Here is a 22,409-nt window from a genome sequence, read left to right as displayed (position 1 = left end):
TCGACGAGAATCTGGCACCGCGGCGCCATGGGTGGCTTCGCGGGCCTACCGCGGATGAGCGGATGATCCGAGAGGCGCCGCAAAGGAGATGCTCGACCTGGAGGCTACGGCTTGCATGCTCAGGTGCCCGATTCATGGAGTTTGTGATGACTACATGCCGATGCATAGAGAAAGACCCGGTCAGAAATTTCTTCTGACCGGGCCTTACTTGGTTGCGGGGGCAGGATTTGAACCTACGACCTCTGGGTTATGAGCCCAGCGAGCTACCGAACTGCTCCACCCCGCGGCACCGACTCCCTTGCGGCAGTCACTCCTCGAATTATCCCTAGTCAGATCGTGTTTTCGCGATCCAGCTGCTTGCGATGGTTCTTCCATTCTAGGCCATGACTCGAGCCCGCTCGATCGGCGTCGAGCCGTCTTGAGACCGTATCGCGCCGAGTTTTCGCCGAGTGATCAAATCCCGTCGGCGCTTCACGGTGTTCGGAAGGAGGATACTGCGAGGGCCAGGGACCCTCTCGCTCGCCCGCTGACTTCTCGTGGTCGAAGGATCGCGCTGTCGTGCTCTTTGAGCTGATCAAGCCTTCGAACTCCACCGTTGAGACCGGCCGGTTAGGGTCGACGACAAGCGCCCTCGTGCTGTGCATGGAGAGCACCAGCTAGACCAGCGGGTAGCCCGCGTTCCGGGACAGAGACGATTTCGTCGGCCGACATACGCGATAGTGCGGGCTCTCCCACGGCGAGCCATACATCGTCGGCGGCCTGACGGAACTCCCGACGGGCGTTGGCAAGCACGGGGGCCAACCGGCTCCGGGCTGCAGCTGCTTTCGCGCGCTCCGGGTCAGGTGTGAGCGGGCGCAGCGAGACAGGTGATCTGCACCCGGACCGAGGAAGTCGTTCAGGCGATTCCGGATCGTGTCCAATGGATCGGCGACCTCTTCGCGGAGCGCGTCTCAAGTTCGATGACCTTGTGGCGGGCCGCGCGCAGGCGCTCGCCGGCTTCAGGCGCCGCTTCGGCGGCCTCCCACGTCACCAGCGCGTCAACGTAGGAGCGGCAGTGGCCGGCCTCCGCCAATTCAACCGCGTCCTCGCGTCGGCCGGCCGCTGCTGCCCCGTAGACGGCTACGAGAGCCAAGGCCCTACCTTTGCGCAGCTCGGCGGCGCGGCCCCGCGGGAGCGCGCTGCGCCCGGCCAACGAATCGCTGATCTCGAGCGCGGCAGCGTGGGCTGTTGCGGAGAGCTCTCAGTCCTGGTGCGCGTGGGCCACGGTTCCCTTGGCCACCTGGAGATCGCGATATAGGCGAGGGTTACGCGCCGGGTCGACGACGCTCAACGCGCGATTGAAGAGGGAGAGCGGGCTTCGGGCAGTCCATTGGCGTCGCCGAAGATTCGGTACCGGCAACCGAGCAGGTGCGCCAAGCCGCCGGCCCATGAGGCCCAATCGTCAGGCATTGTGTCGGAGGGGAAGTCGGCCACGGCTCGCCGATGATGCTCGATGGTTCTCCGCGGACGGTGAGCCGGTAAAGGACGTCATCGTCAGCGTGACGAGCGCGCCCGTGCCTACGCCGGACATCGCGGGCATTACCGGCGCGTCTAACGATTTCATACTGACGGCACCCGCGACAGGCCGGTTGTCGTAACCGCATTATACCCAAGTGGCCTTCAGGAGAGCCGAACGGTTGACGTGAGTGGGAGTCTGGGGATATCACGCTCGAAGTGAGGCCGGGCGACCAGTGGAGTCCGTGCCTTGGGATATCGTGCTTCGGATATCCGTTGAGATTCTCTGAGCCGATGACCCCGCGATAACGGCACTGCGGTTCACTGAGGATACGAAGGAAGAAGGTCGAGTTAAAGCGAATTTGCATGGACTAACCGACCCTGCTGCAGCCGCGATGGATGCAAACCGAGTCACGAACACCCATTCGGTCGCGTATCCGCGGCTCCTTGAAGCGTTCGGTCTTGCAGCCGCTCCCAAGACCATGGATACTGACAGCGCGTGACGCGCACAATGTTCGATGGGACGGCGGTTCGTGTGCGCACGGTGCTGGGGGCGCGATGGTGAGCAGGAGCGCGCGTATGCCGCTGCTGACCGACCTCTGGATCGTCGGATGGGCAGTGTTCATTCGCGATTGGCGAGTCGTCGCGTTCCACGAGGCTGGCGGCCCGACGACGGCGCCGGGCGAATTTGACCACCAAAGGGAATCCCGACATACAGCAACGCTGGCGAATTTTGCTCTATGCTGGCGGGTCGGCAAGAGCTGGACGAATTAGGACTGGCGTGATGTCAGATTCGCAGGAGGGCGCCGGCCCGACATTACTGAATGTGTTGAGATTGGTGTTCAGTAGTGATGGGATCGAGGCCGCTGCGTCGATCCGCGCCTTCCTGCAGGCGTCGCCTGGTTGGGACCGGGTCGAGCCGGAACTTCCGGTGGGGCCACAAACATTTCGCGAGCTACTTGAGGCCGTCAGTGCGGCGTTGAGTCGTTTCGGCCTCATCACTGATCTGCTGTTCGATCGGTTGGGCGATCACACCCCGGCGGCACGGGGCGAAATTGAAGCCGCTCGCAGATCGCTTCTCCACCCGGAGCACCTACCGCCATCATGGAGAGCGGTAGGGCCAATCGGCGGCGCCATAGAAGCCCTCGCTGCGGATCCGACGAATGCGAGCCGACTCCTCTGCTCTGATTCTGTGCATTTCAACAGGTCTGAGCCGAGCCGAGGCGGGCTATTCCGGAGTATTGACCGGGGTGCGACGTGGAACGAATTGGGGCGCGCCGGTACCGACGATCGCAGCCGCACTCACTGCATCACGTTCGACCCTCATCACCCCGGCCATATCTGGCTGGGCGCCGACGACGGACTCTGGCACTCCGACAACAACGGAGACTCGTGGCACCGTGACACGGAAACAGAGAACGAGGTGCCGATCTGGCAGGTGAAGTGTCATCCATTGGTGGAGGATGCCCGCGTCGTCGCCACGGGACGCGTTTGGGACGTCATCGCGGGTGCGACCACCGTCGCATCCGGAACATCGGAGGGATCGGACGCCCGGCAGGCGCAGCGCGCGGACGGTCGAGTCCCGGGTTGGTTCCAATTCTTCGAGCCTGAATTGAGCCGATGGCTTTCGGTCGAGCTCGAAGAGCCACAGACGGCTGCGGCGTTCGCGCCACGAGATTGGCGCCGCGTCTGGGTCGCAGCAGGTCATCGGTTGTTCCGTTCCGACGATGCATTCTGGACGTTCAAGACGATGGCCAGTCCCGGCAAGGAGACCGTCCGCGACATTGCTTGTGACGCGGAGGACAGCAATCTCTTGCTGGTGGGCACCGACGATGGACTTTATCGCTCGATCGACGGCGGCGAGACGTTCCAAGCTCGTTGGCTGGGCGGAGCAGTCCGCCATCTGTTCGCGCAGGGACCTGAGTGGATCGCGGCGACGGCTAACGGTCCAATTCGGTCACGGGATCGTGGCGAGACGTGGACAAACCTGGGCTCGGGTTTTCCCTGGCAGAGATGCTGGTCAATAGCACGTGCGAGTGACGGCACTGTGTATGCAGGGGCCGACGGCACTGGCGTCTTTCGCCTGGATCGCGGGTCTGATGTTTGGCTCCCGCGCAGCACGGGACTGGTTCGAATGCCATCTGGCCGGCCAGCCATGCCCGCGGCGCAGGTTTGGGCGACCATAAGTCCCTTTGCTATGCACACCACTCGCGACGGTGGCGAAACGTGGCACATCGCTGGTATCGGCGGACAGGCAATCGCTGCTGGAGACCCGGGGTTGCGTCAGATGGCTGTCGGTGCAGGAGACGGCACGGTACGGCTGACGAAAGACGGCGGGCGAACATGGGATGCAACGCGACCTGAGGAGGCAGGATTCAGGGGAATATTCTGGCTCCGCATTGACCAGGGCGGCGTCTGGGCGCGCACACAGTCGGGTTGGCTCTGCCGCTTGGAGTCCGACCTCTCTTGGACACGCGATGTCCCGGCGGATCTAGCGGTAAGCTCGGCGTGGCCCAATCGGCTTTCAGGTCCCGGTATCACCGACGTCGTCGTGTCGACGGATGGCAGATGGGTGGCAATCGCAGCGGACGGGCGATTGTGGGAGCGCGCCAGCCCGTCTGACGCCTGGAACCGTCAGCAGAGTGACATGTCTCCAGTCGATGCTGTGATTGGCACTTGGCGCCTTGCGTCGACGTCGCTCGGCTGGTTCGCGTGGAAATACGAGGGCGGCCTTTACCACTGCTGGAGACTCGGAGATTCATGGGAACGCGTGCGATTGCCGCAGGGTCACGGCGCGATTGGCGGCCTCTGCGGTGATCCTCGGGGCATCCCTGCGGTCTGGGCAACCGCGCTTGACGGAGCGCTCTTCTCAACCATTTCCGTAGGCTCGGAGACCGTTTGGACGTCCCACGCGGGTGGATGGCCCAAGGGAACGTGCGCGTTCCTCGACCCTCTCCCGGACCCGCCCAGGCTCCTAGGCTCGGGACCAGGTGGGGTCTACTCCTACCCTGGGCGCGGGCACACGCTCGAATGGCCAGTTGGTGCGCCAGAGGGGCCGCCCAGCCACTGAATAGGCCAACGCAAGCCGGTTGAATCGATCCGAACCGGGCGACAAGCGGGCAGGTGCCTGATAGGAGAAGTCCGCCGAGTGAGTCCCCCTGTAAGTCTCGAAGTGACTGGCCTGGGCTGGCTGGCAGAGTTGGTGCTGGCGCTCCTGCCCGATCGTGACTCTTGAGTCGCCTGCCTCCGTAGTCGCGGTGTGCCTTTGCCGGGATTTGTCCGATCGAGCCGGAAGCCGGCGCCGACCCGGCCGATTTCGATGGCTTGATCAGAAGCATGCCCCACCGTTGCCGCGGTCGTGGCCCATTACAGGACTGCCTCGGAGTGACCCTCGCCCGGGCCGACGCCGACTCTTGGCGATGCCATCCAGTGGAAGGATCACTGTCACCATGACCATCGTCGTAAGACGTACGCCTGTGTCATCGTCGTGATTCGGCCTGGGTTTCGTTCCGATCGGTTTCCCTGCCCGGCGGTCGCCGCCAGGCCTGGTTCTTGGTCAGCGTAACAGGCGTGCTCGACCTCCAGCGGGGTGCGCAGGTCGATCTCTCCGTGCAACCGCAGTTGCTCCACCACCAGACGTACTCGAGGTTGGCGAGTTCGACCTGCTCGACGATGCGCCAGGTTCCGCGGCGGCGGATCACCTCGGTCTTGAACAGGCCAATCACGGTCTCGGCGAGGGCGTTGAAGCTCCTATGGTTGTCAACTCCTGATCTCGCCGGTTGTCGGGTTCGCTTTGACGAAGTGGTAGACCTCGCGGATCGCGTAGCGTTTGAGGCAGCGGATGATGTCGCCTTGCTCCTGCCTTCAGAAGTGCGGCGGGCAACGTAGGCGATGGTCGGCTCGTGGAACCGCATCCTGAGGCGTCACCCACTCGCTACGCGGAAGCCGATCGAAGCCTTGGGGCCTGCGTAGATAATGGTCTGATAACAGCACCACAACTCGAGGGGAGCGGAGGCAAGGAAACCCCCTCCACACACCGTGACATTTGGGGTATCTCCCGGTCGGGCTGGGTTCACGGACGAGGTCCACTCTCTCGTGTTGCCCACGGTGTCGGCAACGCCATACGGGCTATCGCCTGCGGGCGAGTGTGCCCATACAGGGGCTGTCTTCCGGCGAGCGTATTGAACGCGGCTGCTATCGAATTCGTCCCCCCAGGGGAACCGGCGGCCGTCGGTACCCCGGGCAGCCTTCTCCCACTCCAGTGCCGACGGCAGCCGGTAGGCGAGGCCCGTCGAGTCGGAAAGCCAGGAGAGGTACCGCTGCACAGCCGCCCAGCTCACCCATACGACGGGATGATCCGCCAACTCGGGGGGCGGAGTCTTCGCTTCCCAGTAGCGCGGCGCGTAGCCACCCCCCTTGGCCACGAATGCTGCCCACTGTTGGTTGGTCACTGGAAACCGACCGATGCTGAACTCTGGGAGGTCAACCGTTCCGGTTGCAAGCGTCGGAATTCGCCGCGCGTCGTAGTCGCCGGACCCGCGCGCTTCCTCCACCTGTTCGGCCGTGGGGCCGCGTAGAAACGGTCCTGCGTCAATCTGGACCATCTCGAAAAAGCTGTCTGACTGGACACCCGAAGTCGAAGAGGCGCCTACGCTCGACTCACCGCCGGGGATGATAATGAGGCGCTGGAGGTCGGACCCCTCGACGGTGACCCCTCCCCATGTGCCTTCGTCCGCTTGCTTTCGTTCGATCTCGGAAGCGAGCTTCTCCTGTGCAACCTGCGCCTCGGCCAGTACCGCAAGCGGGGCTGAGTCCTTCAGTACCTGGGTGAACTCGTCCCAGGTGTCCAGTCCGGCTCGATCCTCGGGGGCGATCATCAGAGCTGCTCGCAACCTGTCGCCGCTCACTGGCGGCGTGCCGCGCAGTTCATCGATCGCCCAGGGGATCGTCGAGAACCGAGGATGACCCGCGGGCCAGCGGACGAGCATCCACGGGGCCGAGTTGGGCCCGGTGGTCGGAATCAGGCCGCCTGAACTCTCGGCAGTGACGCGCCCGGCCGACTTGTCCTGCGCGGCGGCGAACACACCACTTGGATGGATGCTTGCCAGCCACCGGACCATGTCGCGGAGGCTGACAGCCGACGGAGCCGATGCATCGCCCACGCTGAGAAGCGGCTCGCCGCGGGTACTGACTGCCGTTCCGTTGACGAGCAGGAACAGGGGTTTGCCGTTCTCGGCGCGCAGGGAGGCAAATGGTTCGAGAGCAGCGATCGCCAGGGTCGTCCCGGGCGCGCGGATTACTCGGACGTCAGCCCCGTCGACGGCGGCGCCGCTCGAGTCCGTCAACCATTGGATGATGCCGTCCAGCTGCTTCGACGCCTCGGGGTCGGTGCCGAGGTCGACCACGATGGCGCCACCGAACACGGCCGACGGGGAGTCCACGGCCTCGGCGTGCGAAGGCGGTGTGAACGAGATTGTCAGCGACGGGTCCCCAAAATGCTGAAACGCGAGGACGGTTTCCGCGAGCGACGACCTCTCGCTGACAAGCTCAGCCCGCACTCGCGTCAACGCTTCGGATGTCGTCGAGCCGTCAGCGAGATGTCCGTAGAACCGTTCCGCAACCCGACGCGCCTCCCGGGCATTCACGGACCAGATCGGTGCGACCACGGCGCGGGCGCCTCCCTCGAGGAGTCGTGTCACGAAGGCAGCTGTGACGCCCACGCTCAGGAACACCAGCGGCCCTCGGGTGAGATCGAAGCTTTCCATCAAAGCGACCGTGGCGTGGATCACCTGTGGTCCGCTCGCTGTCTCCGGTGCGACCTCCTCCGAGGCGTAGACCGTTCGCACGGCGAACGCCTGGGACAGTTCATGGGCTTCTTCCTCGCGGGCGCCGGCAAGCGTCTTGCTCCGGCGCGGGGGAAGCACGACAACGAAGTCGTCGGCGACAACATTGCCCTTGTGCAGGCTCGCCCATCCCGGTGGGCGCACCGTGACCGGCGACCGCGAGCCGACGTTCGATTGCCATCCGACAGATCTCGGTTCGAGAGGCAGCATGTGCCACGGGACGTCGAGGAGGTCGGTGAGGACGATCAGCGCCCCGTCCGGCGAGCGTGCGACGTCGGAGAGCGCCGGCCTTAATCGCGCCGGCATAGCCCGGTGCAGTGCATGAGCGAGCCCGGTGGCCCGTTCGACGAACTGTCCGGGACCCCGAGCGTCGCCGAGCTGCACCGCCAGACTTCGGATGCCGCGGGTCGGTTCCGTCAGCTCTACGACGAGTTCCCCGTGGTCGCGGTACTCCCAACGCAAGACGTCGTCACCGTCCGAATGCGTCGAGGTGACGGAAACGACCAGCGCGCCCGCTGGTTCGGGCGACGTAGCCTCCACGCCGAACGGCCCATCGACGTCACGGGGGTTCGGCCGCGGCATAGGCGCGCGCTGCGACAGTCTGAGCCGATCCGCAAGGGCCTTGGCGGCCACGACGTCGAACCCCGCTGGTTGACCCGCTGCGAGCGCCGTCTCGACGTCGCCATACACCACGGCTAGGGGCGAGTGCTGGCCGCGCGCTTCGAAGTAGGGAGTCACCGCGAGCCACACCAGGAGTGCGTCTGATGGCGTCAGCTCGTCCCGAAGCAAGGCCTGGGCCATCGAGTGGAACTCCACTCGATCCCCGCTGCTGCGCAGAACGCCCATCGCAAACAGCTCGGCGAGGTCGGACAGCTCGGCCTCCGGCATGAGCTTCTCCATGATGATGCGTGCGACATCCATCGACGCATCGATCGCCGAGAGCAGCACGCCGAGTCGACGCGCCCTGGGCGAGAGACCTGTGTTGAGCAGCTCGCGGACCGTCGCCGAGTCTGGCTCGGATGCATCGGACGTGGATGCCGCACCCGAGGCTTCGACAGGAATCACATCGACGACCGCTCCTGTCTTCGCCACGATCAGACGCGCCCACTCTCCCAAGCCGGCCGCCGACAAGGGAACGACGGGAACGACTTCCTCGATTCGATCACCGGCCGCCCACCACGGCTGATCGAAGCTGAGCTTGGCGCTCGGTGCCGCGGCGGAATGCGCTCGCGCGGGGAACAGTCCGGTACCGACATGCGTGCGGGCAGCGGCGTGGGGAGGGAGCAGTTGAAGGATGGCCGTCGGCGACCACCGCCCCCACCATCGGAGGGCCTTCCAGATAGGCTCCTCGGCCCACATCGCCGCCGCGCCGTCGGTCAGCACCAGCAGAAGCCGGCGCGCGGAGTGGTCGGCGAGCTCATTGACGCCGAGGAGGACCCCAGCCGCACTCCGGATGCGCAGCCGCCCGTTCTCAGAGTCGATCGTCCAGCGTCCGACATGGCGGAAGGCCCCGGAACGTTCGAGCAGATCAGCGAACGCGTCGGCGGTGTCCTTCCACACCGAAACAGTCGGGCTGCCGTCGAACACGACGGCGATGTCGAGCCACGGTTCCTTCTCCCGCCGCAGAATCGGCACGAGAACGCCCGTATCAGAGTACTGCTCGATCGTTGCGATGACGTCGAGCTCTCGGCGCCGACCCGAACGCTGCCGCTTCTTGAGCGGTCGCAGCGCACGTTCGAACTCGCCACGTCGCGGCAGCGCGAAACGATGCGGCGCGACGATCGCAACCCCGGCTGCCGCGTCGGCATTCACATTTGCGGCAGGGACGATGCGCGGGGTGCCCTCGGCAAGTTTCGTCTGCGGCGCGCGCGGCCGTCGCTGAGGATCCGATTTCGGAGCAGCAACGGCAGGCGCTGGAGCGTCGGTTGCCGGTTCCTGCTCGGAGGATGCAGGCAATTCCTCCTCGTGCAACTCTGTGCCGGAGACCCCCAGTCGCTGGGCAAGCCAGACGATGTCGGCGATGTCCTGCCATTCCGTGAGGACGCCCGCCTGCCGTAGGGCCGATGTCAGCCGGTGAATCGATCGCTCATGGTTCATCACTAAGTCCCTCGGCCGTGTCGCTCCTGAGCTCCTTGAGGATGAGTTTGACGATGTGCTCACGATCTTCGGCATCTCGCGCCGCACCTGTGACGAGGTAGACGGCGTTCATGAGCTGATCGGTCGCAAGATGAGCTGGACTCTGTTCTCTGAGTTTCACGTACTCGTCGATCTGCGTGCCGATGACCGTGCTGTACTCATTGAACTTCTTGGGGTCGTTCAGGTGCGCCTGGATGATGGCGGTGAGCTCATCGGGCGTGGGGTCCGGCATCCTCAATCGGATGCAGCGACGCAGGAAGGCAGCGGGAAAGTCGCGCTCGCCGTTGCTCGTGAGCACCACGAACGGGAATTCGGTGCACTGCACCTTGCCGTCGACGATCTCGTAGTCGTCCTCGTCATCGAGGTATCCGCGAACGGCGACCGATACGCGCTTCAGCCGGGCCAATTCAGGGATCTCGAACTCGCCACGCTCGAATGTGTTGAGGAGATCGTTCGGCAGGTCGATGTCGCTCTTGTCGATCTCATCGATGAGCAAGGCCCGCGGACGCCCACGCGCGACGAGGGCCGTTCCGAGCGGGCCGAGGCGCAGGAAGTCCGAGATCGGCGGCGGCTCGGAGCCCTTCTCCTGCAGACCATGCGCATGAAGGCGTCCGATCGCGTCATAACGGTACAGCGCGTCGGCAAGAGTGCTGGAGGAGGTGACATGCCACTCGAGCACGGGCCCTAGCATGAGTTCCCGAGCGACCGAGTCGATGAGCGAAGACTTGCCCGATCCGGCATTGCCCGTCAGCAGCAGTGGCCGTCGCAGATGCAACGCGGCATTGACAGCCTCGACGACTCTGCGGGTCGCTTTGAAAGGTCGGCCGGACAGCGAGCGTTTCGCGGAGAAGTCACGCCACGGGGGCCCGGCCGGGATGTCGATTTCATTCGGGCTCCCTGAACCGCTGTAGACCGTCCAGTTATCCATAGGACTCCTTAGCTTGGGATTGTAGAAGCGTGCGCTCGGTAGGCAGCCTGACCTTGTCGTCCCAGATCACCCGCAGGGAGTACCCCGTTGTCGCCTGCAACTCCGATCGCTCGAGCATGAGGCGTTCGGGAAGGTCTCCAAGACCCCTCTGAATGAACCGCTCGACTCTGCTCATGGCGGTCACTGGGTCGTGCGGCTCATCGTCGGACCAGAAGATGAACGGCACGCCGGCGAGGATCGCGGCATTGAGCGCGTCGCGGGAATCAACGCCCGTGGTGATCGAAAACGCTGGCTCCAGCACAATGCAGGAGTACCTTTTCGCCCCGGAATCGATGGTCAGCGACTGCGGGCCGATCCACTCGATCTTGGGAACTTCGGTGTCGAAGGATGCCCGGATCGACGCCAGCCGTTGCGCCCACCGTTCTCGAGTCGTGGGTCTCCGGGCATAGATGCGATCTGCACTGTGCAGCACGACAGGATATTCCGACTGCAGGGTGAACTCGCCCTCATCCCACGGATCGAACTTCCACTTCTCGGGCTGCCATGCGAAGCGCTCCCGCTGAAGGATGATGCCGATCGAGACATTCGTGCTCTCGAAGCGGGCGAGTACGGGTTCCATGGCGGCTTTAATGCCTTCCGGGCTCGGCGGGCACGGCACATGCTCGCACTGCTCCCACCTTCCGGCCCCGGTTTCGGTGTTCTCCACCCATCGATAAACGATGAGCTTGCATTCCTGCTCCGCAGTGCCTTGCCGCACGAATCGAAGGTCGAACACCAGATATTCCCGCGGCGGTGGAGGTACCACCCGCGCACCCGCTCTCGTCCGCTGGGTTTCATCGTCGTTGAGCTCGCCAGCGAACCAGCTGTCGAGGCTGGCCCCGGTGAGGGACTCAAGACTTGCGACGAAGCGATAGAGCGGTCCGTTCTCCTGACCGCGCTCGGTCTCGAGCGCGAGGCGATCGAGCGTCGGCAGCAGCCCACGCACCACAAAGCTCTCCGCGTCCTTGGCATCCGACGCGCGGTACGCGATCCTCATCTGTGCGAGCAGCGCATCGCGGAAGGCATATCCGGGCTCGGCGATCCTCGATTGATGGTCGAAGCAGGTGCGCACAAGCTGGGCCGCGGCCCTCTGTGTGTCGCTCCGCGCACGAGTTTCCAGGTCAGCCACCAAGGCCTCGCCGGCGCCCGACGCGAAGGCACGCTTGGACTCGCGCGCGCCCGGCACTCCAAAATCAGGCGCAGCAGCCGCCGCCTGGGCGACGGCCGTGATCAGTGCATCGAGCTGCGAACGCTGGAAGTGCTTCTCGTTGCTGGCCCCGCCATCGAGGCTCGTCAGATAGGGACTTTGGGACTCCACCCCGGCCTGGCTGTCGCACGCCGCCATGAGCGCCTGGATCCGGCCTTGTACGAGCGTGAAGTTCTTGTCGTCGCGCGCCGCCTCTGCGAATGCCCTCAGCTTGCCCTGCTTGGCAACGGTCTCCAGCACGTCGGGCCAAACGTCGTCGACGCGTCCCTCCCACTCGATGCCGGTGGTCGAGACGCCGATGCTCTCAACGAAGTGCTCCATCGGCCTCTTCTCGCGGAAGCCGATCGATGCGATCTCCAGCAGCTCCTTGGCGCGTGGGTCGCCCAGCCTGAATGGCTCAGTCCAAAAAGACATGGCTTACCCCAGTCCCACCCAGCGCAGCAGGGCCCCTTTGGCGGGCGTCATCCATCACTCAAGTCCCAGTTCAGCCAGCTCGCTCCGACCCGCCAGCTGCGCACGCAGCTCGGTGACTATACCGGACACCGGGATTCCTTGGTTGAAGCCGCTCGCCTGCTGATCGAACTCGCCGGGTGTCGAGGTTGGGCCGGCGCCGTGGTGCAGGGCGACGACCCGCCAGTCCCGGTTGAAGACCGGCGATCCCGACGAGCCGCCTTCGGTGTTCGTCTCGTACCGCACCCGATTTTCGTGTTTGGTCACTCGGGCGTGCGCCGGGCTCGCGTACGACAGCTGGGCGGGTCTGCCCTGCGGGTGGCCAAGGATCAGGATCGGTTCCGCGTCGGCGAAGTCGTATGCACCGCCATCAAGGGCGTACCAGCCACGTGCCTGCGCGGCATCCACCACGGGGTCAGCCCCGATGGTCTGGGATCCAACCGGCTCGCGGAGTCGGACGATCGCAAAGTCCCAGTATCCGTCTGGCGGCCCGTCTGGACCGAGCTCGACGGAACGTGCGGCGAACTCGCTGTGAGCGACGAGCCAATCCTCGGCGAACGGCACCGCACGCCCCTTCTCGGGTTCAGCGTCGCGCCCGTTCGACTTGTGGTCGAATCTCGCCACGGCCCCGTGTGCGCCCGCCGCGACCACGTGCCAGTTCGTCAGAAGCAATTGCGGACTGATCAGGAAGCCGGTGCCTTTGGCTTTGCCGCCGATCTCGATCCGAGCGGTGCGGGCCTCGGCCTCCACGAGCCGCAACCGGAATACCGCGGGATCTGCAAATCCAGCCGCGGCATTGATGATCTTCTCCAGGCCAGGCGCGGCGAGGGGCTCGGCGGTCTCGGCGTCGGCCCGCCACACTTCGACGCTCGGAGGCAGCAGTGCCATAGTTGCGAGAGAGGGCTTCCGATGAAGGGCGGCGGCCTGGATCGTCGCCTCGTGACCGGCGATGGTCGCGCTGAGTCCTGGATGGATCGCCGCCTGGCCGGGATCCCCGAGTACCTCCGCGAGCAACTGCGGCAGGCGATCCGCCTGTCGCGCCTCTTCGAGGATCTCGCGGATCAGGAATCGGACCTGCGCCATCTGGTTAAGGTGGGCGGGATTGAGCCCTGCGTTCACTGCTAACGAGAGCGCCGCCATATTGAACGGATAGCCGGCGATGAGCAGCTCCTCGACCGAACGTGTGTCCTGACGTGTGAAGTCGAGCGGAAAGTCCTCGAACCACGGTCGTCCGTTCGCTGCGGCGACCGGGCTGTAAGGAACGGGATCTGAGGCAGGCGATGCCTGCGGGTTGCCGCCGCCCTGGATCACTGCCTGCGGATCGGCTCCCTGAGCCTCCGCCGCCGCCTCCGCATCGCATTCCGCGAGCAGCGCCTGGATCCGCCCGTGCGCGAATGTGAAATTCACGTCCTCGAGCGCAGCAAGCATGAACTGCCTCAGCCTCCCCTCTTTGGCGACGGCGTCCAGCGCGTCGGGCCAGACTTCGCTGACGGGTCCTTCCCACTCGATGCTTAGGACAGAGACGCCGATGCGCTCGATGAAGTCCTGCATCGACCGCTTCGCGCCGATTCCGGCGGAAGTGATCGCCAGCAACTCCTTGGCGCGCGGATCACTCAGACGGAACGGCTCGTTGTAGAACGACATCGTTCACCCCGCTTCCCGGATGGTCGGCCGCGTGCCGACGTATTCGATCCGGCGGCCGCGCACGCGCTCTAGTTCGATCCGCACCATAAGCCCCCCTCATGGTGAGGTCCTCCCCAGAATGGCGGGCATCGGATGGCGCGTCAATGCGGCGCTCTTACAAATGAGAGGGACGGGCGCTGCGGGGTCTCGGGATGGGGTAAGGGCGGAGGCCTCTCCAGGATGGGAAATTTCCTGCGCTGGCCATGCGTGATGTGACCTCGGGGTGATTCACGCCACCTTCGCGGCCGCGGATCTGACGAGACTGTGTCAGCTCGACGAGTTCGGCGACGAGGCGCTAGGGGCCCATCCTCCCAACAAGGGCGGCTCTGCAATGCCGGGCTATGTGTAGCGCGACGAGCGGTGGAGGGGGCGCCTCGATCTCAACGGACCAGCGACCAGCCGCTTTGAGGGAGCAGCCAAACGCTCAGTAGTTTGCCCTCGGCCGAACATCCGCACACGGACGATCACATGGCGCCTGTCGTTTCGGTCAAGTCCCTGGTGGTGGTGTAGCGCGGTGTCCTTCGATGTGGGTGGTTAGGCGCTGAGTTCGAGCATGGTGTCGGCGTTCACCTCGCTCCCGGTGTCGGGGAGGAGGGTGAGGCGGCTTCGGGCGAGGATTGCCAGTCCGAGGTAGCGGCGCCCTTCGGCCCATTCGTCGGTCTACTCGGCAAGGACCGCGCCGACGAGTCGGACGATCGCGTCGCGGTTGGGGAAGATGCCGACGCTGTCGGTGCGGCGTCGGACCTCGCGGTTCAGGCGCTCGTTCGGGTTGCTTGACCAGATCTGTGACCAGAGGCCCTCGGGGAACCCGGTGAAGGCGAGGATGTCGGCGCGGGCGGCATCGAGGTGCTCGAACACGGCGGGGAGCTTGCCGTCGACGTAGTCCAGAAGCCGGTCGAACTGGGCGTGCACGGCGTCGGCGTCGGGTTGGTCGTAGACCGAGTGCAGCATCGCCTTGACCGCTGGCCACATGCTCTTCGGCGTCACGGACATCAGGTTGGCCGCGTAATGGGTGCGGCATCGTTGCCAGCTGGCGCCGGGCAGGTTCGCCGCGATCGCGTCCTTCAACCCCTGGTGGGCGTCGCTGGTGACCAGCCGCACGCCGGTCAGGCCGCGGGCGACGAGGTCGGCGAAGAACGTGTTCCACGCCGACCCGGTCTCTGATGTGGCGACCCGCAGGCCGAGGACCTCGCGGCGGCCGTCGGCGTTGACGCCGGTCGCGATGAGCACGACGGCGTTGATCACCCGGCCGTCTTCGCGGACATTCATCGTCAGCGCGTCCGCGGCGACGAACGTGAATGGGCCCGCGTCACCGAGGGGCCGGTGGCGGAACTGGTCGACGTGCTCGTCCAGGTCGGCGGCCATCCGCGACACCTGCGACTTCGACAGGGAGTGGATGCCGAGGGTCTTGACGAGCTTGTCCATCCGGCGGGTGGACACGCCGGCGAGGTAGCAGTCGGCGACAACGGTGATCATGGCGGACTCGGCCCGCTTGCGGGTCTCGAGCAACCACTCCGGGAAGTACGTCCCGGTGCGCAGCTTCGGGATCGCGATGTCGATCGTGCCGACCCATGGTCTGCAGCAGGTGCGCATCAGATCCGGGGACGCATCCGTGAGGGCTTCGCCGAGCAGGCCGGCAGGCCGGCAGGCCGGCAGGCCGGCAGGCCGGCAGGGTCGAGAATATGAGGTGCGGTCATCGTGATTGATTCCGTTCGAGTGGGTTGTAGGAGATTCCTCGAAGGATCACACGGTGGCCGCGCTCACGTCAGTAGCGACGAGCTCGATCACCGGTGCGCTACACCACTATGCGGGACTCAACTGTCGTTTCTCGTAGCGGCGCATGAGAGAATGCCTACTGCCACGATTGCTGAGCCGGGTCGCGATCGACCACTCAGATCGAGCAATCTTGCATGTCCCATGGGACTGGAGCCTCATGACGTCCTTCCTCGATCGACCGCCTCCGCTCGACTTCTCCGATCCAGCAGTGCGTGAACTCTTGGGTCTGCTCACGGCGAGTTACCAGAGCAAGCAACCCGTTCGTTACTTTCTGGCGCTCGCGAACGTCGATGCTTCGGAATTCGACTGGGATCAGCCAATGAAATGGGTGTGGCGTGACATTCTCGGGCGTACTTTCCAGCAAGCGAAGCTGAAAGCCCTCCTGCACTCAATCAAGGATCAAGGCGATTACGCCGTCGCCGAGCGAATCGACGAACTGCTCGCGCCATCTCCCATTGTTGCTCCCCCCGCTCCCCTCGAGCCAACGGAATGGCACGGTTTCGAGGACATAGGCCAGAAGAAGATTCTCGCGGCGGAAGCGACTAACCTCGACATCGGATTCTTGCGCCGTGGACTGGAGCTAAGCACTGGCGTCTGCCGATTGCGCGTCGCGCTGTCGAGCGCAGAATATTACGCAACTGCGTTCCGTATCAATGCGAATAGTGTCCTCACCAACCATCACGTGCTCTTTGACCGCATCGGAGCCAATCCGCGGGCAACAGCGGTCGAGGCGTGGTTCGGCTACGAGCGCTCGTCCGACGGGACCCAGGAGAGCCCGACCATACTGTCCGGCGATCCCGAAAGCATCGTCGGTGACCCAATCCATGACTGGGCGGTGATCAAGCTGGACGGACAGATACCCGAGACAGCAGCCACAATTGGGCTTACCGGCTCGGGCGCAGTCCGACCGGGCGACCGCGTCCATGTCATCCAGCATCCCCACGGAGCGTCGAAGACGATCGGGATGCTCCAGAACGTCCGTTTCGTTGGAGACGATGTCGTGCAGTACCTGACGGGTACGGAGAGCGCAGCGTCTGGCTCACCGGTATTCAATGAACGATGGGAACTCGTCGCACTCCAACATGCGTGGTCCGAGGTGAAGGCGGACGGGTTCTACGAGATTCGCAGCGAGGCACAGCGGATCGAGCGGGTCGTCGAGGGTTTGAAAGCCGCGGGACTGGCGTAGCCCGAAGCTACCGCTGTGCTTCCCAGACCGAACATCGAGCGCGACACGTAGGGCCGCATCGGCCATCCCACCGAACCTCACGGCTCGGGGCCGCGCTTCCCCTGCTGTGGCCGTGACGAATGCAGGCGGGAAAAGCCCGCACGACTTTACCGCGGGGTCATGAGCGGCGTGCAGTGGTGAGCTGCAATCGCGGGGCCAAGTCCTGCAGATAGAGCGCCGGCGATGCGATCGGCTTCGGCGCCTCGGGCTCGATGTAGTGCTTCTTGGCGACCTCGGGACCATTCCCGAGGACATCCGCGACCGTCTCCACATCGGTTGCGCGCGCGATGACCGTTCCCGCGGTGCGCCGGAAGGTGTGTGGGGTGACTTTGAGGTAGGAGAGGCCGGCGACGTCAAGCATCTTTCTCAGCGTGCGCCGCACGTTGTTCGGGGCAAGCGGTGTTCCGACCCGGGTGTGGAAGAGCAGCTGGTCACCGTCGGCATCGTGCAGGTGGGCGAGCCGTCGGCGAAGCACCTCTGCCGTGAAGTCTGGAACCTGCAGCGTGCGGTGCGAAGACGATGTCTTCGCGTGATCCTGCCGATACACACCGCGACCCTTGATCACCACGAGCGTCCCGGCCACGGTGACCTGCATCGGCGAAACGGTGTCGTCGACGTCGCGTTTGCGAAGCGCGAGCGCTTCACCGATTCGATCGCTGGTCCCGAGCATCACCTCGATGACGTCACGCACCTGGCCGTCGGGACGCGGGCCGCTCACCGACAGCCCGCTGCGCCATGACGCGACGGCCTGACGGACCAGCTGCAGCTCGTCCAAGCTCAAGGCGACCGGTTTGCTGACTGGCTGGTTGAGTCGCGCGGTGCCCACGACCGGATTCCGATGCAGCGCCTCGTGTCGGAGTGCGTAGCCGAACATGAGATTGAGCACGACTCGGCTGTGCCGAGGCGCGTACGAGACGAGCAATTGGCGTTTCAGGAACTGGTCCACTCGGCCGCTGGTGACTTCGCGCAGGCGGAAGGTCTTGAACGTCGGCAGGACGAGGCTGTTCAGCTCCCGGCGATAGAGATCCTTCGTTCCTGCCGCGAGGTCTGAGCGAACTCGGACATCCTCCATCCACGCCTCGGCGAGTTCGGCGACAGTGCTCTCCGGCGATAGGGCGACCCCGAATCCGGTCGCGGTATTGCGCCGTCGAAGCTTCAGTCGCAGGCTCTGCTTGGCCTGCTTCGCCGTCACTGCGGTAGCGGTTACCTTCCGGACCATCCCATCGCCGTCGCGGTACAGGGCTTCCGCTCGCACAGTGCCACTGCTCGTGCGCGTCGTGCTGATGTCGCCGTACGTTCCGATCTCGAGGCGGCCGCGGCCGCTCAACGGAGGGCGCCTTCGACCAGATCGGCAGCGTGATCGTGTGCTTCCATCCCTTCGACCCACGCCTGCACCTCCGAGAGCCGGTACCGCAACTCGCGGCCCACACGGAACCCCCGAGGCGCACCTCACGGAGAGAAAGAAAAATCCGGCGCAGCGTGGCGCTGCGCCGGATTTGTGCCGAGTCAGTCATTCTCAATTCCCTTTGTAGGGACCGAGAAACCGAATCTGACCGGGTCTTCTTGGTTGCGGGGGCAGGATTTGAACCTACGACCTCTGGGTTATGAGCCCAGCGAGCTACCGAACTGCTCCACCCCGCGGCACAAGAGATAACACTAGCACGGGGATCAAGGGCCGTCGAATCGAGCGGGGCGCCCGGGCGTGGCGGCGGGTCTCGACACGCCCGCTCCGCGCCTGCTCGAGCGACGGGGAACGCGGCTGCGCCTCTCCTCAACCCGCAGAGGGCCGGGACGCCACGAGCTCGTACGACAGGGGAAGCCACTGCTGCGACGGCCAGCCGTACATCCCGTCGCCCTTCGGCACCGTGACCGGGAAGAGCTGCCACGGCACCTCGAAGTGCTCCCTGAGGTCGTCGAGCGCGAGGCCGGCATCGCGGAGGGCGCCGAGGACCTCGCTGAGCGGATGCATCCACTCGAAGGTCTTCGCGTGCTGCAGCTGCGCCTCGGGGTCGGCGTAGTCGCTCGGGTCGTCGAACTCGATCACCTCGGTCGACGTGTAGGGGTAGGCGAAGGTCGGCAGGCCGCCCGCTCCCCCGTCGCCGTCGAACACGAACGCGGCCGGATGCCCGTCGGCGAAGTAGAGCCGCCCGCCGGGCTTGAGCAACCAGGCGATGATGCGGGCCCACTCCGCGACATCCGGAAGCCAGCCGATCGTGCCCCACGTGGTGAACACGAGGTCGAACGATTCGGGTTCGGGCAACCGGTGCCGCGCGTCGTACACGTTCGCCTCGACGAAGCGTGCACGCTGGGCGAGGCCGAGCTCCTGCGCCATCCGCCGCGCCTCCTCGACCGCCGGCCGCGAGAAGTCGAGCCCCACGGCGGTGGCGCCCGCGATGACGAGCGACAGGGTGTCGGAGCCGAAGTGGCACTGCAGGTGCAGCACCCGCACGCCGTCGAGGCCATCGGGGAAGACGCGCCCGACGCCGGCCGCCGCGATCGGGTCGAGCTGGCTCCCGCCGGCGCGAAGGCGCGCACGGTCGTAGAACGGCGAGGCGACGTGCACCGGCACGCGCTCGTCCCAGTTCGCCCGGTTGCCCTCGAGCCAGTCGCCGCCGGTGAGCTCGACGCCCGTCAGCCCTCGGACGGCGCCTCGGTCGCCGGCGGCTCGGTGGCCGGCGTCTCGGACGCGGCCCCCTGGTCGGCGAGCACGATGAGCTCCGAGATGATCTCGGCGAGCTCGGCGTCGGCCTGGCCGTATGCCGCCCAGTCGCCCTCCTGGAGCGCCTGCTGCTTGTCCTCGAGGACCTGGCGGGCCCGGTTCAGCAGCGCCTGCAGTTCGGTGTCCTCGGTCGCCGGCTGGTCGGTGCCCTCCTCCGGAGTGGTGCCCGGCTCGGTCGGCTGGACCTCCTCGTCGCCCGCCGCCGCGCCCGAGTCGCCGCCGAACAGCACGTTGAGGGCTTCGTCGAGCGTGTCCTGGAACGCGATCTGGTCGCCGAACGCGACGAGCACCTTCTGCAGCACCGGATAGCTCGTCTCACCCGTCGAGCGGACGTACACCGGCTGCACGTAGAGCAGGCCTCCGCCGACGGGCACCGTGAGCAGATTGCCGTTGATCACGTCGGACTGGCCCTGCTTCAGCAGGTTCAGCGACTGCGACACGGTCGGATCGGAGTTGAAGGTGTTCTGCACCTGGCCTGGGCCGGGCACGTTGTCGTCCTCGGGCAGGGCGAGCAACCTGAGCTTGCCGTAGCCCTCGGCACGCTCGCCGTCCTCGGAGCCGGCGTTCGAGTCGACCGCCAGGTAGCCGCGCAGCACGTTGCGACTCGCCGACCCGCGCGCCTCGGGGATGAAGGTCGAGTAGATCGAGTACGTCGGCACCTCTTGCCCGGGCATCTGCATGGTCAGGTAGTACGGCGGCTGGAGCAGCGTGCTCGCCTGGCCCTGCGTCGGGTCGAGCGGCGTGGTCCACGCGTCCTCGCGCGAGTAGAACGCGTCGGCCTCGGTGACGTGGTATCGGCCGAGCACGGCGCGCTGCATCTTGAACAGGTCGGCCGGGTAGCGCACGTGGCTCATCAGCTCGCCCGACATCTCGCTCATCGGCTCGATGGCGGACGGGAAGACCTTCTGCCACGTCTCGAGGATCGGGTCCTCGGTGTCCCACGCGTAGAGCGTCACCGAGCCGTCGTACGCGTCGACGGTCGCCTTCACCGAGTTGCGGATGTAGTTGACCTCGTCGAAGGCGAGCGGCTGCTGCACGCCCTCGCTGTCGGAGATCGCCTCGCTGTAGCTGACCTTGTTCGAGTACGGGTACTGGTCGGAGAGCGTGTAGCCGTCGACGATCCACACGATGCGGCCGTCGACCACCGAGGGGTACGTGTCGCTGTCGAGCGTGAGGAACGGCGCAACCTTCTGCACGCGCTCGATCGGCGACCGGTCGTAGAGGATCTGGGAGTCGTTGCTCACCTGGTCGGAGAGGAAGATCTGCTCGGACTGGAACTTCAGCGCGTACACGAGCTTGGTGAAGATGTTGTCGAGCTGCGGCCCGCCGTCGCCGGCGAACGTGGTCTGCTGCGGCTCGCCCTCGCCTCCGGCGGGGAAGTCGAGCTCGATCGGCTGCTCGCCCTCGGGCGCGCCGACGATGGAGTAGTCGGGCGAGTTCTCGCCGAAGTACACGCGCGGCTCGAACTCGGGCAGCGTGCCGGTCGACGGGATGCCCGACTGGATGAACACCGGCTGGCCGTCGCTCGACCGCTGGTTGCCCGCGGCCGCCACGAGTCCGTAGCCGTGCGTGTAGACGAGGTGGCTGTTGAACCAGGTCTGCGCGTCGCCCAGGCCCTCGAGGTTCAGGTCGCGGATGGCGACGACCGTGTCCTGCGTCGCACCGTCGATCTCGTACCGGTCGACGTCGAGCGTCTCGGGGAACTGGTAGTACTGGCGGAACTGCTCGAGCTGGCGGAAGGCCGGGCTGATCACCGCGGGATCCATCAGGCGGATGCTCGCCGTGGTCGCGGCGTCCTCGCGGAGCGCGCCGGGCTCGGCGTCGGTCTTCGCCTCGTAGGGGGTCTCCTCGATGTCGGCGACGCCGAACGCCTCGCGCGTCAGCTCGATGTTCCGCTCGATGTACGGCGCCTCGAGCGCTCGCGCGCTCGGGTCGACCTGGAAGCGCTGCACGACCCACGGGTAGAGCGAGCCGATGAGCAGGCTCGACACGATGAGCAGCACGGCACCGATGAGGGGCAGGCGCCAACGGCCGAGGATCGCGGTGATGAGGAAGAGCACCGCCACGACCGCCGCGATGACGGCGAGGATCTGCCGACCGGGGATGGTCGCGTTCACGTCGGTGTACGACGCGCCGGTGATCAGCGAACCCGCCTCGGTCACGGTGGCGTACTGGTCGAGCCAGATGCTGACGGCCTGCAGGAGAAGGTACAGGCCCGCGGTGATCGCGATCTGGATGCGCGCGGCCTTCGAGATGACGACCTCGCGACCGCTGACGCGGATGGCGCCGTAGAGGTAGTTGGTGGCGATGACGAGCAGGCCCGACAGCAGCACCACGGCGGAGGCGAAGCCCACGATCGAGCGGTAGAACGGCAGCTCGAACACGTAGAAGCCGACGTCGAGGCCGAACTGCGGGTCGTTCGTGCCGAAGGGCGTGCGGTTCAGCCACACGAGCACCGAATCCCAGCGGCTCGCGGTGGAGACACCCGCGAAGATGCCGAGCACGATCGGGATGCCGTACATCGCCAGCCGGCGCAGCGGCTCGAAGATCTCCTGGTAGCGATCGAGCTGCGAGTTGAGCTTCGCGTAGACGGGGCGCGTGCGGTACGCGACCTGGATCGAGATCCAGACGGGCAGCGCCATCGCGGCGAAGCCGATGAGGAAGAGGACGATCCGGGCGATCCACTCGGTCGCGAGGACCTCGACGAACCCGAGCTGCTGGTACCAGAGCACGTCGGCGTAGATGCCGGCGAACACGAAGAAGGCGACGACGAGCGCGCCGACGATGCCGATCGTGATCGCGATCGGCGCGCGACGGCGCGGCATCCTCGGTTCCTGCGGCTGTGCTGTGGACACTCTCGGCCTCATTCGGGGTCGGGGCGGGGTCGAGTATCCATCCTATGGTCGGCA

At 65.6% G+C, this 22,409-nt stretch carries 9 protein-coding genes, 2 tRNA genes and 2 pseudogenes; 2 read left to right on the top strand and 11 right to left on the bottom strand.

Features of this window, described 5'->3' with window-relative positions; genetic code table 11:
* Positions 1–209: 209 nt before the first annotated feature.
* Positions 210–286, bottom strand: a tRNA-Met gene (locus AC3RKB_RS14870).
* Positions 287–2,073: 1,787 nt separating this feature from the next.
* Between AC3RKB_RS14870 and AC3RKB_RS14865 the strand changes: the two genes are divergently transcribed.
* Positions 2,074–2,268 (top strand): hypothetical protein, encoded by a 195-nt coding sequence (locus AC3RKB_RS14865; RefSeq protein ID WP_491437034.1) that lies wholly within the window; start codon positions 2,074–2,076, stop codon positions 2,266–2,268.
* 2,705 nt (positions 2,269–4,973) lie between these two features.
* Here the strand turns inward: AC3RKB_RS14865 and AC3RKB_RS14860 are convergent.
* The 6 genes and pseudogenes from AC3RKB_RS14860 to AC3RKB_RS14835 form a co-directional block, all read right to left on the bottom strand.
* Positions 4,974–5,237: pseudogene (locus AC3RKB_RS14860) on the bottom strand (hypothetical protein); the annotation flags it as partial.
* Between the two features lie 180 nt (positions 5,238–5,417).
* Positions 5,418–9,434, bottom strand: a complete 4,017-nt coding sequence (locus AC3RKB_RS14855) for an SAV_2336 N-terminal domain-related protein (protein WP_491437033.1) — start codon at positions 9,432–9,434, stop codon at positions 5,418–5,420.
* Positions 9,424–10,401, bottom strand: a complete 978-nt coding sequence (locus AC3RKB_RS14850; RefSeq protein ID WP_491437032.1) for an AAA family ATPase — start codon at positions 10,399–10,401, stop codon at positions 9,424–9,426. The genes AC3RKB_RS14855 and AC3RKB_RS14850 overlap by 11 nt, the downstream gene beginning before the upstream one ends.
* On the bottom strand, positions 10,394–12,061 hold the full coding sequence (locus tag AC3RKB_RS14845) for a VMAP-C domain-containing protein (RefSeq protein WP_491437031.1): 1,668 nt from the start codon (positions 12,059–12,061) through the stop codon (positions 10,394–10,396). The genes AC3RKB_RS14850 and AC3RKB_RS14845 overlap by 8 nt, the downstream gene beginning before the upstream one ends.
* 54 nt (positions 12,062–12,115) lie before the next feature.
* Positions 12,116–13,741 carry a trypsin-like serine peptidase gene (locus AC3RKB_RS14840; RefSeq protein ID WP_491437030.1) on the bottom strand — a complete coding sequence of 542 codons (1,626 nt, stop codon included), beginning with the start codon at positions 13,739–13,741 and terminating at the stop codon, positions 12,116–12,118.
* A 573-nt stretch (positions 13,742–14,314) separates the two neighbouring features.
* Positions 14,315–15,477: pseudogene (locus AC3RKB_RS14835) on the bottom strand (IS256 family transposase).
* Between the two features lie 236 nt (positions 15,478–15,713).
* On the opposite strand from AC3RKB_RS14835, the gene AC3RKB_RS14830 reads away from it, so the two are divergent.
* On the top strand, positions 15,714–16,742 hold the full coding sequence (locus tag AC3RKB_RS14830) for a trypsin-like serine peptidase (RefSeq protein ID WP_491437029.1): 1,029 nt from the start codon (positions 15,714–15,716) through the stop codon (positions 16,740–16,742).
* A 157-nt stretch (positions 16,743–16,899) separates the two neighbouring features.
* On the opposite strand, the gene AC3RKB_RS14825 is transcribed toward AC3RKB_RS14830, so the two are convergent.
* From AC3RKB_RS14825 to AC3RKB_RS14810, 4 genes are all read right to left on the bottom strand, one after another.
* Complete coding sequence (locus AC3RKB_RS14825) at positions 16,900–18,108, bottom strand: tyrosine-type recombinase/integrase (protein ID WP_491437028.1); 1,209 nt, start codon at positions 18,106–18,108, stop codon at positions 16,900–16,902.
* Positions 18,109–18,345: 237 nt separating this feature from the next.
* A tRNA-Met gene (locus tag AC3RKB_RS14820) sits at positions 18,346–18,422 on the bottom strand.
* A 130-nt stretch (positions 18,423–18,552) separates the two neighbouring features.
* Complete coding sequence (locus AC3RKB_RS14815) at positions 18,553–19,350, bottom strand: class I SAM-dependent methyltransferase (protein WP_491437027.1); 798 nt, start codon at positions 19,348–19,350, stop codon at positions 18,553–18,555.
* Positions 19,351–19,412: 62 nt separating this feature from the next.
* Entirely contained in the window at positions 19,413–22,325 is a 2,913-nt protein-coding gene (locus AC3RKB_RS14810) for a UPF0182 family membrane protein (protein WP_491437026.1), read from the bottom strand.
* Between the last annotated feature and the right edge of the window lie 84 nt (positions 22,326–22,409).

This window comes from Agromyces capsici (assembly GCF_058349965.1).
This window is presented reverse-complemented; position numbering and strand designations above follow the sequence as displayed.

What these genes read in the sequence shown, in the direction of transcription:
- AC3RKB_RS14845 (WP_491437031.1), bottom strand. Translation starts at nt 12,061, where the DNA reads ATGTCTTTTTGGACTGAGCCATTCAGGCTGGGCGACCCACGCGCCAAG.
- AC3RKB_RS14855 (WP_491437033.1), bottom strand. Translation starts at nt 9,434, where the DNA reads ATGAACCATGAGCGATCGATTCACCGGCTGACATCGGCCCTACGGCAG.
- AC3RKB_RS14850 (WP_491437032.1), bottom strand. Translation starts at nt 10,401, where the DNA reads ATGGATAACTGGACGGTCTACAGCGGTTCAGGGAGCCCGAATGAAATC.
- AC3RKB_RS14865 (WP_491437034.1), top strand. Translation starts at nt 2,074, where the DNA reads ATGCCGCTGCTGACCGACCTCTGGATCGTCGGATGGGCAGTGTTCATT.
- AC3RKB_RS14830 (WP_491437029.1), top strand. Translation starts at nt 15,714, where the DNA reads ATGACGTCCTTCCTCGATCGACCGCCTCCGCTCGACTTCTCCGATCCA.
- AC3RKB_RS14840 (WP_491437030.1), bottom strand. Translation starts at nt 13,741, where the DNA reads ATGTCGTTCTACAACGAGCCGTTCCGTCTGAGTGATCCGCGCGCCAAG.
- AC3RKB_RS14810 (WP_491437026.1), bottom strand. Translation starts at nt 22,325, where the DNA reads ATGCCGCGCCGTCGCGCGCCGATCGCGATCACGATCGGCATCGTCGGC.